At 27.8% G+C, this 14,477-nt stretch carries 15 protein-coding genes; all 15 read right to left on the bottom strand.

What is annotated here, in order from left to right:
- Positions 1 to 21: 21 nt before the first annotated feature.
- Positions 22 to 423 carry an SLOG family protein gene (locus tag Ctaglu_RS16815; RefSeq protein WP_125003805.1) on the bottom strand — a complete coding sequence of 134 codons (402 nt, stop codon included), beginning with the start codon at positions 421 to 423 and terminating at the stop codon, positions 22 to 24.
- A gap of 12 nt (positions 424 to 435) precedes the next feature.
- Positions 436 to 696, bottom strand: coding sequence for a hypothetical protein (locus tag Ctaglu_RS16810; protein WP_125003803.1), 261 nt, complete (start codon positions 694 to 696; stop codon positions 436 to 438).
- 19 nt (positions 697 to 715) lie between these two features.
- Positions 716 to 979: a hypothetical protein gene (locus Ctaglu_RS16805; RefSeq protein WP_125003801.1), complete on the bottom strand. Its 264-nt coding sequence runs from the start codon at positions 977 to 979 to the stop codon at positions 716 to 718.
- Positions 979 to 1,419, bottom strand: coding sequence for a hypothetical protein (locus tag Ctaglu_RS16800; RefSeq protein WP_125003799.1), 441 nt, complete (start codon positions 1,417 to 1,419; stop codon positions 979 to 981). The genes Ctaglu_RS16805 and Ctaglu_RS16800 overlap by 1 nt, the downstream gene beginning before the upstream one ends.
- A 2-nt stretch (positions 1,420 to 1,421) precedes the next feature.
- A complete protein-coding gene (locus tag Ctaglu_RS16795) occupies positions 1,422 to 1,670 on the bottom strand; it encodes a hypothetical protein (protein WP_125003797.1) in 249 nt (82 codons plus the stop codon).
- A gap of 25 nt (positions 1,671 to 1,695) precedes the next feature.
- Entirely contained in the window at positions 1,696 to 1,896 is a 201-nt protein-coding gene (locus Ctaglu_RS16790) for a hypothetical protein (RefSeq protein ID WP_125003795.1), read from the bottom strand.
- 1 nt (position 1,897) lies between these two features.
- Positions 1,898 to 2,497 (bottom strand): hypothetical protein, encoded by a 600-nt coding sequence (locus tag Ctaglu_RS16785; RefSeq protein WP_125003793.1) that lies wholly within the window; start codon positions 2,495 to 2,497, stop codon positions 1,898 to 1,900.
- 95 nt (positions 2,498 to 2,592) lie between these two features.
- Positions 2,593 to 3,294 carry a hypothetical protein gene (locus tag Ctaglu_RS16780; RefSeq protein ID WP_125003791.1) on the bottom strand — a complete coding sequence of 234 codons (702 nt, stop codon included), beginning with the start codon at positions 3,292 to 3,294 and terminating at the stop codon, positions 2,593 to 2,595.
- A 26-nt stretch (positions 3,295 to 3,320) separates the two neighbouring features.
- Positions 3,321 to 4,808 carry an RNA-guided endonuclease InsQ/TnpB family protein gene (locus tag Ctaglu_RS16775; RefSeq protein WP_125003789.1) on the bottom strand — a complete coding sequence of 496 codons (1,488 nt, stop codon included), beginning with the start codon at positions 4,806 to 4,808 and terminating at the stop codon, positions 3,321 to 3,323.
- A 1,084-nt stretch (positions 4,809 to 5,892) separates the two neighbouring features.
- Positions 5,893 to 6,264, bottom strand: a complete 372-nt coding sequence (locus Ctaglu_RS16770) for a hypothetical protein (protein WP_125003787.1) — start codon at positions 6,262 to 6,264, stop codon at positions 5,893 to 5,895.
- Positions 6,265 to 6,277: 13 nt separating this feature from the next.
- Positions 6,278 to 6,925 (bottom strand): hypothetical protein, encoded by a 648-nt coding sequence (locus tag Ctaglu_RS16765; RefSeq protein WP_125003785.1) that lies wholly within the window; start codon positions 6,923 to 6,925, stop codon positions 6,278 to 6,280.
- Between the two features lie 80 nt (positions 6,926 to 7,005).
- The gene (locus tag Ctaglu_RS16760) at positions 7,006 to 7,563 is read right to left on the bottom strand and encodes an ERCC4 domain-containing protein (RefSeq protein ID WP_125003783.1); all 558 of its coding nucleotides are present in this window, start codon (positions 7,561 to 7,563) and stop codon (positions 7,006 to 7,008) included.
- The gene (locus tag Ctaglu_RS16755; RefSeq protein WP_125003781.1) at positions 7,564 to 11,757 is read right to left on the bottom strand and encodes a PHP domain-containing protein; all 4,194 of its coding nucleotides are present in this window, start codon (positions 11,755 to 11,757) and stop codon (positions 7,564 to 7,566) included.
- Positions 11,758 to 11,777: 20 nt separating this feature from the next.
- Positions 11,778 to 13,400 carry a DHH family phosphoesterase gene (locus Ctaglu_RS16750; RefSeq protein ID WP_125003779.1) on the bottom strand — a complete coding sequence of 541 codons (1,623 nt, stop codon included), beginning with the start codon at positions 13,398 to 13,400 and terminating at the stop codon, positions 11,778 to 11,780.
- A 36-nt stretch (positions 13,401 to 13,436) separates the two neighbouring features.
- Positions 13,437 to 14,471 (bottom strand): hypothetical protein, encoded by a 1,035-nt coding sequence (locus Ctaglu_RS16745; protein ID WP_125003767.1) that lies wholly within the window; start codon positions 14,469 to 14,471, stop codon positions 13,437 to 13,439.
- Positions 14,472 to 14,477: the final 6 nt, after the last annotated feature.

The following is a 14,477-nucleotide window of genomic DNA, read 5'->3' as shown; positions in this document are numbered from 1 at the left end:
TATTTTTAATCCTAATATAATTTAATAATTAACTACTTCTAATCTTATTCCTTTCTTTTTGCATAACTCAATTGAGTCCTTAGTTCCATGACTTAGACCATCCCAAAAGCCTATTGCTATATCAGATGTGTCCACCATATCTCTATTTCTATTAAACCCTGCTAAAGCATTATAAGGTTTGTCATATTTGTTATATTTAATCTTACAAGGAGTAGCTTCTAAATCATCCCACTGAGCAGGGAAATATTCTGTTTTATAACCTTTTTCTACTGCATATCTCTCCCCTAAACTATCAGCCCCTTTAGCTCTTCCCGATATTACAGTTATATCATCTGTTATATCTTTTAATATTAAATCACACTTACTTTTTAGTAATTCATAATTGTTAAAATCTCTGCCACCAAATATAAAAACATTAATCATATGTATTACTCCTTATTCTATTATTATTTTAATTTTATTTTTAGGAATTATTTCCTTAATATAGTCATCTGACAAACTTTTACCAACACAAAATATAGTTCTAGTTGTAATCATTTCTATATTATCTGTGTTTATATTTAGAAGTGCAATAGGATATTCACATTCACCACACATGTTTTGTACTAATAAATATTTACCACCTTTTTCTGTTACAAGTATATCGCCTATATTAGCCTGTTCTTTTTTTATTACTCTATTATCTTCTATCTTCATTTAAATCTCCTCCTAAATTTTATTTAGCCTCTTGTATAATTACTTTTCCTTGAGAAACACCTAGATTGCTTTTTTCCTTAAATTCATATCTTTCGGCCTTATCATTTTCAATCATTGGTTTAGTCAAATACCATAGGTTACTATCAGACCATGTAACATTGACTAATTTTTCACCTTTGGATAAGTTTAATTCCATAGTTCCACCATTTTCTTTAACTCCATTATTACATCCACCTAATACCATTGTTCCAACTATAAATAATACTAATATTGCTTTTTTCATTATAATTCCCCCTGTTTGTTTTCATTAATTTTAATTTCGGATATTACCCACTTTATCATAGCATCTAAACATTTATGTTCCCAATGATTAAAGTCTCCATTTTCTTTTTTAAGTTTATTCTCTTCCCCTTCTTTTAGACTTTCTTTACTTAATCTAGTCCCTTCATTCAATCGGGCTTGTAGTTCAATATCTATTTCTACATCAATTTTACAACTTACAATCAATTGCAATGAATTAAACATAGATTCATAATCATAATAACCATCCATATATTTATCTCTATCTTCATCAATTAATCTAACTAATGTAACTTTATCACCAATTATTGTCGTATCCTCATACTCTGCAATTACCTCAACTTTAAGTCCTTTTTCATAACCATATAATATATTTCCTCTTATAGAATCTATTATTGTTTGATTTATGTATCCTATTTTCATTATTAAAAATCCCTCCCATTAATTAAATGAATACTGAATCTTTTGATAGCCCCCGCACTCATATATCCATGAGTACATCTATTTTGGAATGTAAAATCTCTATTCTTATCAGTTAACCTTTTATGGATTATATTTTCATCTTGTATAGACATTTGACCTTTTTCATCCTTATCAAATATAACACAATCCCATAATTCTCCTTTATTATCTTTTAATATAAAATCAACAACACATATTTGTCCCTTATACATTTTTTATATCAACTCCATTTATAGTTTATTTTAAATTATCTGTCATATAATCCTCTATAGCATATGAGAATAGCCCCATATCAACTATAGTTTTTGATGATTGAATAGTAAAATTATCAATTTGTGCTTGAGTAAACTTAGATTCATTCTGCATTATGTTTTTCCAACGATTCATTTGTTTAATCATTTCTTCACCTTTAAGCCATAACATTTTTCTGTTGTCCATTTTATATTTGTTCCTTATTATATATCTCTGAAAAGTTTTTGGAAGTTTTAAGTTTTTCATTTAGTTTAGAAAATCTAGTTTTATATATTTGTTTTGTTGAATTTAAAGTTATAATATATTCATTTTCATAACTACCTTCTATTAATTTCAAACTATCACTCAATAATATTAAAGATTCCAATATGTCTGTTTGGCAGAGCATCATAGTGTTCTTTTCATAGCATTCTTTAATTAATGCCATAGTTTCAATGAATAAGCCCTCTGCTCCTTTATTATGCATATCATTAATTGTTTTATATTTTTCACTTTTCAAATTATTAATTATGCTAAGACAATAATAGTATCTAGCATTAACATCACCCAAAAATTCATTTCCCTCCCAGTGTGAACGATTCCAATATTTACTACCAAAGTGATAAGCAAAGTCTTCCAAATCATCAACTTTATTTTTAGATGCTCTTTTTTTAGAAATCTTTTTTGATTTGGCTTCATCCAATATATCTTCAATTAATGCAAAATAAAAAATCATATTTACAATGGGTATTAGCGAGCATATTGGGAATGTAATTACTAACATGAATAGATTGTCGAACTTGCTCATTTTTTGTGTCCATAGGGGATTAGGATGCATGTTCAATGTTAAAATAGCTAACATAATATATAGTGTTAAGCATATTAGACAATAGATAGCAACAATCATTGTTTTTCACCATCCTTATTATATGTATCTGAAAATTCTTTAGCAATTCTTAACTCCTCTTGTAGCTTAGAAAATCGTGAAGCATATACTGTTTTTGCTGAGTTTTGTTCTATATTATATTCTTTTTCATAAGTGATTAATTGGGCTTGTAATGCTTTATTTAATGAGGTTAGTGATTTTAATATATCTTCTTCACAAAATTTTATTGTATTTTTATCATAGCATTCCTTAATCAGTACCATTGTTTTAAAGAATAATTCTTCACCTTTTTTATTATGTATATCATGAATTGTCACGTAATTGGATTGTTTAAGTTCTATTAATTTATTATTACATTCATTATACTTGTTATAGATTTTTAATAGTTCTACTGATTGGCATATCCGTTTATTATGATAAGACATAGTTCCAAATGCATAAGCAAAATCTACTAATTCATCAATCTTTTCTTGTAATTCCTTGTTTTCTATCTTTTCTTTAGCCTTTAACTCCCAAATATAGCCCGTTATTAATACATACCACATAAAAATATTGAAGAATGGAACTACTATTGCAAAAGGTGCAAAGATAAACATAAATCCACAATCTGTTTCCGTATAGCCATTATCCCATAACTTCGGGGTAAGTTTATAAGTAGTAATTGCAAACCCAATATATGCAACTAAATTAAATATTGTATGATACATTAAAATTTTCATTCAACTCCCTCCTTTTTACTTTATAATTATTTTTTATTCTTATATATATCATTTTCTTTTATATACTCTTCAATAATTTTATCTATGTATGGAATTGAAATATTCTTTGAGGCATTTATATCTGCATTTTCTTCATGCCCACAGGTCACGTTCATACATTTGAATTTTGCTTGATTAGTTTTACAATCTCTATTATCTGTATGGATATTCCCACATTTACTACATCTTTTAGAAGTGTATTGAGGTTTTACATAAATTACATCTATTCCCACTTCCCTTGCTTTGTATTCTATTTTGGTTTGCAAATCATAGTAACTCCAATCTTTTAAAAATTTACCATGCGTGTTTTTAGTTGCTCCACTCAAATCTTCCATTTGTATTACTCCGCAGTTACCTCTTATAGCAAACTCAACTATATATTTACTATATTTATGATTAAATGTATCTGCAAAATTACTAGCCTTATTTCTTATTTTTTCTAATGGTTTCATTCTATTCTTATATCCATGTCCTACTCTACCTTCTCCTACCCATTTACTAGCTATGCTCATTTCTCTTTTTTTCTTATCTATTGTATCTCTATATTTTACTAATTCTAAACCATCTATAGCTCCTATATTATGTTTGTTTAGTTGCTTTTGATGTATTTTTTGATTTTGTTTATATACTTCATTTTGCATTTCAAACTCACTCATGCCCATATTAAATAGTTTTTGTCTGAATCTTATTAACTCTTGTCCATTTAATATATTATGTTTGTAATTTACCCAATCCCATTCTTGGGTATTACCATCCCATATTGCCATTGTTGCAACATTTACAATTCCTAAGTCAATTCCTAATATTCTATTTTCATCTAAATTAGATTCTTTAGCTTCAAATGAAAAAGACATAATCAGTTCAATTTTACCTTTATCAGATATTTTTAGTTGAGCAGAACCCTGTTTATATCCATTATTTATTAATTTATTTATTGTAGATTTCTTATTCCCATCCATTTTGTCAATTTCAAATTGTAATTGATATCCTTTCTTCTGACCAATTTGTTCTAAACCTTTCATACTAAATAATGAAATATCTACAAAGTAACCATTGTGATTTCTTAGTTTGTAATTGTTGTTTTTTAGATAACAAGGAGTATCTAATTTATACGTTGGTAAATTAGCCCTATAATTAAGCACATCTTTTCTTAATCTTTTCCAATCATTTTGTACTTGTTGTTGATGTAATGTGCTTACATTGCTAGTATTACAGATATTCATTATTTCTTTCATATAACCCTCAATTACATTTTTATAATTCTTACCATATGTAGCTTGTTCGTATTCTTTTTGATTGAAATTCTTATCATTACTTTTTAGTTCCATTATATTTAAAGAGTGTTGTTTCCACATATCTATTGCTTTATTAGAAGCTTTACAAGAAAGATAACTCATATTTTTGATTATTTTCTTAGCTTCTTTTATATCTATATTTATACATTTATTTAAAATTACTTTTATACATTTATTCATTTTATTTGCTCCTTTTAATGTCTTATATTAATAATATTTGTACAGATTCAAATATATTCATGTTAAGTCCTAACAATATTTGCTTTATATGTATAGTTTAATATTACATAGATTCAAATATATATCATGTTAATTCCTTATTGAACTATAAAAAGACTATGCAAATTCGACCCTTAACTTCAAATATATATCATGTTAAGTCTTTATCTATGACTTTAAGCCATTCCTTAAATATATATTCCCTTACACCTCGCATAACTACTGCTTTTTGTAAGAAGCTTTACCAACCGAAATGGTTAGAAGGCTTATTGAGGGTTTTCAACGGTCTATAGAGTTTATTTGATAAATTAATATGTATTAAACCTCCAACGTTGCTACTACTCAATTTAGGACTCTGAATAGCCCTTTATTTTATATTGATTTTTTATATCTTATCACCTTCTTTATTATTTGATTTATATTGTTTATTTATTAAATTCATAGTTTTTATATTTAAATTTATGTTATGGAGGTGCAAGTTCTTAAATTTTGTAACTCCATCACCTTAAATATACTACTCATATACAGATTGTAACGACTGCTTTTGAAATTCTACTATATTAGAACCTCCTTACATTTTATACTCATATATAGATTGTAACTCCATATGTATCAAACACAGTAATATCAATGTACACAACCTATGATTATGTGAATCTACTTTCTTAGTTACAAATATACTGAATAATGAATGTGCTAACGGACTTTGTGTTAACAATTTCAACGTGTGCGAATATGTATATGTTTCTATGTATACTTCTGTTTCGCACCGTTACCTTATTGAGAGTATTACAAAACTTATTTGAAATAAGATTTACTTGTCACTTTCTCAATTTAGGCTAATTAAGTTAGCCTTTATTTTATATTTGAGGATACATTGTTAAATAAATTTAGTATCCTCTATTAGTCCATTTTATTATTATTTTTTATACTATTTTTATTTAAAATTTATTTCAAAGTCTCATGTTCCCTCACTTCCTTCCTAACTTCTATTATTATAATAACATACTAAATCAATTAAATCAAGTCATTTCATAATTATTTTTTATTCTTTTATCTTAATGTTTTCGATATAAGAGTTTTCATTATACTCAACATCAACTGTATTACCCACACAATACATATTCCAAACTTCATAGCTATTAATTTTCAATATAATAACATTATCTCTTACTTTATCATAAAATGATAAGAAATTACCCGTATATCTTCCATTACTATTATTCTTCGCCACTAGTTTAACCCCATATAGTTTAAATGTTTTAATTTTCGGCTCAACCTTTACTTCAACTTTTTTGGGAGGATTATATTTTAGTTCAAGATTATTCATATAGACAAGTGAGAATTTAATCCCTACAAGGACTATGACGGTAACTATACCCATACTCCAAATTTTTATAAAGTTTTTATTTTTCAATTTTTAACACTCCTTACATACCTATATTATCTAAGCTATTTCTCCACTTATTCAACAAAACATCTTCCTTCTTTATAAATGTTTTTATTCTTTCGTTTGATATTTCATCACTTTGGCGTTTACCTTCATTATCTAATTTTATAATATTTTTAGCTATTTTACCTATTATTTCATTGTAATTATCAATCCTATCTTTTATATCTATGTATTCTGTGAAATCATTTATTTTATTTAATTGGGCTATGATATATAAGATTTTTTCTTGATGCATAAAGAATAAGTCATTCCCTTTAATTTCTTCAATAGGAGCTAATATTTTTTCCTCAATAAGTTTTTTAACATCTTTGTCTGCATATTCTATTATGAATAATTGTGTTCGTTGATAAGTCTTATTTATATTAACTTTAAATAATTTAGATAATAATTTATATATGTATTTTTGTTCTGTTAAAACTAATTCTATATAACAATCGAGTTTTATAAAATAATTTAAGTCGCAATAATCTCTATTTAACTCTGCAAAAGAACGATTCTCTCCATAATATATTTCATAGTATTCATCACTGGTGCTTTTCCAATGTGTATGTAAACATTTATAATTAATACCTTTAATATATTCTCCATGTGTTTTGGTACAATACATTTTAATTATTTCTTCCATTCTTTAAATCTCCTTTTATAATTATTTTTAATGTGAAAGCCACAAGAATTTTTCGCAACTCTTATGGCTTTATTATATAACTATTCTTTTGTTTTGTCAATCTCTATTTTATTATTATTTTTTAATTCATTTCTCATGTAATATTTGAAGGTATGGTATATGAATACAAAAGAAACATCCTTATCAACAAATATGAAGGGTATATTGTATTCAATTGATAAAGAATGTAATAAAGCTAGAAAAGAACTTGGTTCTATTCTATTACTATAGTTATGCTTCACTATATCCCCAAAAGTATTCTCCTCTATCATTAATATTATCTTACCATCTTGGGTCTTACACCTCTCAAATTCCCTTTTAAATCTATCTCTATTTGTACTTATATTTACTCCCAGTTCATTGAGACTGTTTTTCCGCTCTATAGCAAATTTTGAATCAAAATAGGTATCTTCAAGAATACCTAACTTAAGGTTCTGTGGTAGCATAACTGAATAATCTCCATATGATAGCTTATACTTCTTCCACTTTATATCATACTTATCAAAACACTCCATGATAAAAGTATCCTTCTCCCTAGTATCTACAAGCATAATTATAGTAGATAATAATTCCTTGATTTGTTTCTCTGTATATTTCATCTATTCTACCACCATTCTATAATTATGTAATACATTCTCATATTCATCCCTATCTTTAATCCAAAATTTCTTATCATTTTTGATTAAAACAAGGTATAACATGTCATTTATCTCAAAAGGTTTTTTATTATAATTCGTTTTATTGACCTTAATATATAAAGTTGAGCCTACTGATATATTATATAGTGTAACAAAAGGCGTTCCATACTGATTAAATTCTAAATTAGTAACCATGACCAATTTTTCATCAAAAGAGCTATCTTTTAAATCTGTATACCCGACCAATTCTATTTCAAATTTAATTCTATCAATTATAGAAGTTGTGTGTTTTGTTAATGTCTCTATAAACTCTTTAATTTCTATGGTACGTTTTATCTTTGTTTTTTCTACATAAGTTTTTTTGTATAATTCTTGATGCTTTGTATAGATGCCTAATAGGTAATTAATATCACCATATTCAGAAAAATAATCCAACTTAATCAATATCTCAATATGTTTCTTATTAAGCTTAGTATTGCACATCATATGGGATAATAAATCTACGAAACTTTCCAGTTCTATATCTTTCATATCATATAGTATCTGTGGTGCATCTTTGGACATATTTTTAACGCTATTTAATGGTTGTGTTATATAACCTTTTTCTTTATAAGCCGTGAATCCTCGGTTATCATCTCTGAATTTCATAGGTTTTAAATTAATATTAAAGTGTATCATTTCCTTTTTAATCAGTGATACTTTAGTTTTCTCGCCTTTGTCTGTAAAGCGTTGTAATACCACTTCATAAAATTCATATGGATAATTAGCTTTCTGCCATGCTTGAGTTACACTATCTATGGCATAAGAGAATCCATGAGGAGAATTGAACCCATATGAACTAAAATCCTCCACTATACCCCATACTTTTTGAGCAAGGATAAGAGCATCTTCCTCATTATCTGCATCCCCTGTTTCAATGATTTTTTGAGCAAAGGTAGCTATAAATTTAGGTTTAACATCTGCTATTTTCTTCTTCTTTTTCTTTGATATTGCTTTGATTATATTATATGTATCTTTCATGGCGAATCCTGCAAAAGCCAGTATCTTCATTAAATCTTCTTGAAATAATATGAAGGATGAATCACAATACTGATTTTGTAATAAGGTATCCAATGCTTTTATGTTATATTGGTATCTCTGTCTTTTTTCAAAGTATGAATATAAAGATTTAAATGATGGTCTGATTCCTGCAATAAATTGAGTTAATTCCACGATATTTCGGGCTTTATATATCATCATTTTTTGAGTTGTTTTTTCTTTCTCACATTGATTGATACATTGAGTATGTCCATTTGCATATATATCCCAAACCTTTTTGTCATCTTTTATAATTTTTAATAAATCATTTATTTCTATTGGTTGCATACCAATTCTTCTATATACTGAATTGATTATTCTTGTACTATCCACTATAAGAAAATCGTTTTTTAACCAACCAAAGGCATCTATTGTAATACTCTCTATCAGAGCAGTTAAGACTTCCTTCTTAGTTGTCTCGGATTTACATAGGACTATACCCACTTCTTCCTCTATATCACAACTAGCCACGATTGAACCACAATTATGTACAACAAGATTATTAACTGTATAAGAATGGTCATTTTCAACTTCAATATTATATACAGTATCAGTCTTATCTAATTTTTCTTTACTGTAGTAGGGACACCATATATAACCATCTTTATAAAAAGCCCTGTCTTTTTTACATACTACATATTTAAATTTAACATCATATTTTTCTTTAGAATTAACTTTTCTACCTTCTATGTATTCTACTTTAGGGGCTATGTATGTAATTCCACAAGGCATATGATAAGCTTTATTTACACAAGCTACTACACCTAATGCTAATTCTTTGCTTACTGTTTTTAATGATTGATAACCCTTTTTAGTCAAATGTCCATCTGCACTAAAGTATCCCTCTAAAAATACTTTTAACAATTCTATGGGCAAGTCAAGAATATCATTTGTAAATCTTTTGCCATATGCATATTTACCAAAGGTTTTAACGTATTCATGAATGTCTTTCCCTTTTATAATTATTTTATATGTAGTAGTTTCTTCTTGAACCCTATATTCAAACATGTTACCAATTTTTGATTTAATATCTTCTAATTCATTCTTTCCTTTACCACAACATATTATCGTTCGTTTAACTATATCTCCTTCACATTTACCACTTAATCTAGCAAATTCTTCATACCATCCATCTCCAATAAATCTTCCTATTATCCACCAAAAATCTTTATTGTCAAAAGGTAAGTCAAAATCATTACAAGGTATAATTGAATTATTATTAATTGCAACTGCCATCATATCTTGTTTTTTTAATTCTGAGACAGGAATCCAATCAACTTTTAAATCCATTTTATTTTTAGGTTTTATTCTTCTACCAACTAACATAGGATGATTTCCTGTGACTTCTATTCCTAAAGAACCCATAGCTTTTAGATTGTATATATCATTAGATTCTCTATCCATTAGTTTCATTACTTTTTCAAATTTATTATTATGTGTTAGCACCTTATCGCCTAATACAATAGCCTTAATTTTTTTATATCCTTTATCTGTTGTAATTAATTCATTTTTAGTAAAGCATGGGTGAGACTTTCTATTATCCACGATACCTAAATAACGTTGACACCCTTCTATAATATGTCCAAATTCTTCCTTGTCGATGTAGTCATACATATCAATATCATCTTTTTCATCATCTTCTGCATATAAAACGGCTTTCTCATATTTCTCAATTTGCTTAGAAACATCATTTGCAACTTGAGCATCAACATCATTTGCCCTAGCATACATCTTAAATGCAGACTTCAAATGTAATCTTCCGAATGATATTAAGTCATAACATCTATCATCTCCTAGTATTTCCTTTTGGGCAAGTAAGAAAGGAATCCTATCTGTAACATTATAATCTTCATCGGGGGGAGTTTTAGACTCTAATACCCTTTCCTTAGTTAAGAAACGTTCGGAATACATATCTATTGGAGCGGAAATACAATCTATATTTGTAAATCCTAATAACTTATTTAAATACATGGCTACATTACTACCTCTACCACTCTGAGTTAATTCACCTCCATATTTCTCAATACCTAATTCAATAACCTTCTTGTTAAACAGGAAATAGTCACACATAGCACAACCTAAAATTTCATTCATTTCTTTGACAATTTCATCAGTATACTGCTTATGTAATTCTTGAGGTATCTTTTCTTTTTCTTTATCCCATAGTTCAAAAATAGTTTGGATAAATATTTTATCTTTTTCGGTCTGATTAAGATTAGGATATAGAGTAGGCATTTTCATTGTTCTATTTAATATGATATCATCGAAATCAAGTATTATATTTGTATTATCTATAGCCTTAGTTATTTGTTCCTCTGATAAGACCCCTTGTTCTACAAACCTATTATAGAATGTATCATAGCTAGGGAAATCCATAAACCATCCATCTTCCTCGGGATATGCAATACCCGAACTTTTCAATAAATCATCTCTATCTGCAAGTTGACTATTATCAATTACATGGCTATCTGTTCCTGCTATTAAAGGTATATTATACATAACGCTTAAGGCTAAAATATTTTTATTTACTTCTACTTGCCTTTCAGTATGATTTGATTGAACCTCTAAATAGAAATGAGTAAAATGTTCATTTAGTTTCAATACAACCTCATTCATATCCTCATACTTATTCCAAAATGCTAAACAGGCAGTAGTGACAAATACATCATCTTTAGGTAAACCTAGAATTAATTCTAAATCTAATCTTGGTTTATAGTAATATCCAGTTTTATTAGCAATTGATATGGCTTTATTTAAAGCTTTTCTACCTTTTTCATTCCTTGCCAATAAGACCATATGACAATTTGACCTATCTGTACTCAATCTATCCTTAACCCAATAGACTTCTGCTCCAAATATAAATTTTATATCTGTTTCATTTGCTCTGTTAAACTCCTCTAATTCATCATAAACTCTAAAATAAGGAGATTGAAAGCCATGCTCCACTGTACTATATATTTGTTTTCCACCTATTTCCTTCATTTTGACAAGATAATCATTTGTAACTAAGGGGCTATCTTTAGTATAAACATTGGAATAGCTTGTATGTTTATGGTAATTCTGATATATTTTTTCCATATTGTCAATCTCCTTTGTGTCTAATATATGTGAATGTCACTCATTAAAATTTGCTTTGATTTAGTCATTATTTTTGTTCCAAAATTGTAAAAAGAATTAACTGCTAAACTCCCTATAGTATCAAAACAAAAAGCATTTGACAATTTATCTACTTCATCCTGCTCTATATTAAATTTCATGCAATCGAATTCCCCTGCCGTTAATTTAACATGAACTATTTTCATTACTTTTACATCAGTTTTAAACATACATTTTAATAAGAATAAAGGTTCTTTGAATCCTTCTCCTACAATAAAACTTATCTTCTCTAAATCTTTAAGGAATTCCCATGTAATGTCAGATTGTTTCAATTCCATCTCAACTTGAAGGCTTGTATCACATACTACATCTTTAAGTTCATCATCAAGATATAACATTAAGGCATCTAGGTTACTTTCTTCAATTTCAACCCCAAAAGCACCTTGATGTCCCTCAGCACTAACCACTAACTTAGATTTATTCATTAACACTCTTACATCAATATCTCCCAAACTTCTACCACTACCCTTATGAATGGTACTTTTATCTCTTAATTCCCCTAATATAAAGGTTGGTTTTTGATACTTTTTCATAATATTATTTGCCACTAATCCATTCAAAGTAGAATTACCATCCTTTGATTTTGCTATTGCATATATTACTTTGTGAGAAGTATCTAAATCTTTATCTACTTCCTTTAACATCTTTGCTTGAATTACTTTTCTTTCTTCATTTAATTTGGCACATTTTTTAATCATAGCTTTCATGAATTTTTCATCATTTGAAGTCAAGATTGCTATAATATCTTCTATATGTTCAAGCCTTATTATTGAATTTATAAATGGGACTAGGTAAAAGGATATAGTTGTTGAATTTGGTCTAAAATCTTTCTTCAAGTGTTTTAATATTAGTTGCAATGGTAAACTGCAATTATTATGTATTTTAAATAACCCTTTCATTATTAAATGCCTTGTTTCTAAATTACTGACATTCATCATATCTCCAATCATTCCTACGGCACAATAATCTATTAATGGTTCTGAATAAGTAGTACACATTACTTCATCAATAGCTTGGCAGGTTTTGTAACACACCCCTGCCCCACATAAAAATTTATTAGGATAATCATTGAATTGTGGATTTACTATAGTAGCAAACCTATTTAATACATCTGATTCATGGTGGTCTAATATGACTATGTTCATATCCTCAGATAGTTCTTTGCATTCTTCTACACAATTAGAACTACTATCCACAATTATTAATAAATCTAAATCTTTTGGGACTTTATCTACTATAACGCCATGACCCTCACCTCTTTGGTGATACAATAATATTGGTGTAATCCCATGAGCTATAAGGTAATGATATATTATTGCTAAAGAAGTTACTCCATCGGCATCTATATCTCCATATATCCCCACTTTACAATTATTTTCTATTGCATCTATTATGTAATCAACTGCTTCTCTCATACTTGATAACTCCCAATGCGAATGGGTGTATTTCTCGGAAGGATATAAAAAATCCTGTTTATTCTCGATACCTCTAATTTTTAATATTTTAGTTATAATGTTATCTTCTTCCTCATATTTTTCTTGAGGTACTTTTATTTTATAATCCATTTAATGCACTCCTTATCTTAATCATTTTATAATTATTTATAATGGGTCAATATATATTAAATGCTCTACCATTATTTTATCTATTGTAATTCTATCTAAATCCAACATTGACACTTTCTCTTGTGTAATATATGGATTAGAAGACATACACATATCTACTACATTCACTTCATTAGAAAAGAATACATTATTTACTTGAACTTTATAAGCTTGTTCCGTGGCATGGCTTAATGGCATTCCTTCATCTAAAGCTACTATTACATTGCAACCCATAGATTTAATTAATTTAGCTTGTCTAGGTGAAATATTATTCCCCCCTAGGGCTACAACATTATAAAACCCCAATTCTCTGCCTTTCAACACAGACTTTTCACTTTCTACAATTATAATAATACTTTTCTCTAATATGTATTTATAGTTTTCATATAGCCCGAATAAAGTACATGACTTTCTAAAATCTATAACAGGCAAATATTTAAGTTCTTTTTTCTTTATTTCTATTCTATTTTTTCTACCCATAATTCCAATAATTTCACCAATTTCATTTCGCCAAACAATAGTTATTCGGTTTGACACAATATCATAACCTATAGTGAATGCTTCTTGTGTAATAGCACTAATACCATCTTGTATAAATAAGTTGCTTACACCATATCTAAGGTACTCCTCTAAAATTATTTCACTATATACAGGTGGAGGAGTTTCATCAACTTCTTTTGCTTTGCCAAAGCCTTTAAAGAATCCATCAAAAGGTAATTTTATATTTGTTGTGTCCGTATAACCTTTTTTTATATTCAATTTGTTAGCCAACCATTTAATTGATTCACCTAGTTCGATTCCTTTAACATCTGCAACTAAAGTTAAAATATCTCCAAAGCCATCTCTACTAAAACTTCTATAACTTAAGGTATCTATTCTTAACTTATTTCCACTACCTGTTCCTTCATCATCCATGCCAAATCTAATTTCAATATCTGATATATTATGTATGTTTTGACACCCAATGTCTTCTAGTATGCTTTTTAGCTTATCTTCTTGGTTGTATAATGCCTCTTTAATTTTTACTATCATAGGATT

The sequence above is a fragment of the Clostridium tagluense genome (assembly GCF_003865095.1).
In the GTDB taxonomy this organism is placed as follows: Bacteria; Bacillota; Clostridia; order Clostridiales; family Clostridiaceae; genus Clostridium_AD; species Clostridium_AD tagluense.
The sequence above is the reverse complement of the archived record's forward strand: the minus strand, read 5'-3'. Positions and strand labels throughout refer to the sequence as shown.

Excerpts from the sequence above, each read along its gene's own strand:
- Ctaglu_RS16800 (WP_125003799.1), bottom strand. The coding sequence starts at position 1,419 with ATGAAAATAGGATACATAAATCAAACAATAATAGATTCTATAAGAGGA.
- Ctaglu_RS16805 (WP_125003801.1), bottom strand. The coding sequence starts at position 979 with ATGAAAAAAGCAATATTAGTATTATTTATAGTTGGAACAATGGTATTA.
- Ctaglu_RS16815 (WP_125003805.1), bottom strand. The coding sequence starts at position 423 with ATGATTAATGTTTTTATATTTGGTGGCAGAGATTTTAACAATTATGAA.
- Ctaglu_RS16790 (WP_125003795.1), bottom strand. The coding sequence starts at position 1,896 with ATGGACAACAGAAAAATGTTATGGCTTAAAGGTGAAGAAATGATTAAA.
- Ctaglu_RS16750 (WP_125003779.1), bottom strand. The coding sequence starts at position 13,400 with ATGGATTATAAAATAAAAGTACCTCAAGAAAAATATGAGGAAGAAGAT.
- Ctaglu_RS16760 (WP_125003783.1), bottom strand. The coding sequence starts at position 7,563 with ATGAAATATACAGAGAAACAAATCAAGGAATTATTATCTACTATAATT.
- Ctaglu_RS16785 (WP_125003793.1), bottom strand. The coding sequence starts at position 2,497 with ATGAGCAAGTTCGACAATCTATTCATGTTAGTAATTACATTCCCAATA.
- Ctaglu_RS16795 (WP_125003797.1), bottom strand. The coding sequence starts at position 1,670 with ATGTATAAGGGACAAATATGTGTTGTTGATTTTATATTAAAAGATAAT.
- Ctaglu_RS16765 (WP_125003785.1), bottom strand. The coding sequence starts at position 6,925 with ATGGAAGAAATAATTAAAATGTATTGTACCAAAACACATGGAGAATAT.
- Ctaglu_RS16755 (WP_125003781.1), bottom strand. The coding sequence starts at position 11,757 with ATGGAAAAAATATATCAGAATTACCATAAACATACAAGCTATTCCAAT.
- Ctaglu_RS16780 (WP_125003791.1), bottom strand. The coding sequence starts at position 3,294 with ATGAAAATTTTAATGTATCATACAATATTTAATTTAGTTGCATATATT.
- Ctaglu_RS16810 (WP_125003803.1), bottom strand. The coding sequence starts at position 696 with ATGAAGATAGAAGATAATAGAGTAATAAAAAAAGAACAGGCTAATATA.
- Ctaglu_RS16745 (WP_125003767.1), bottom strand. The coding sequence starts at position 14,471 with ATGATAGTAAAAATTAAAGAGGCATTATACAACCAAGAAGATAAGCTA.
- Ctaglu_RS16775 (WP_125003789.1), bottom strand. The coding sequence starts at position 4,808 with ATGAATAAATGTATAAAAGTAATTTTAAATAAATGTATAAATATAGAT.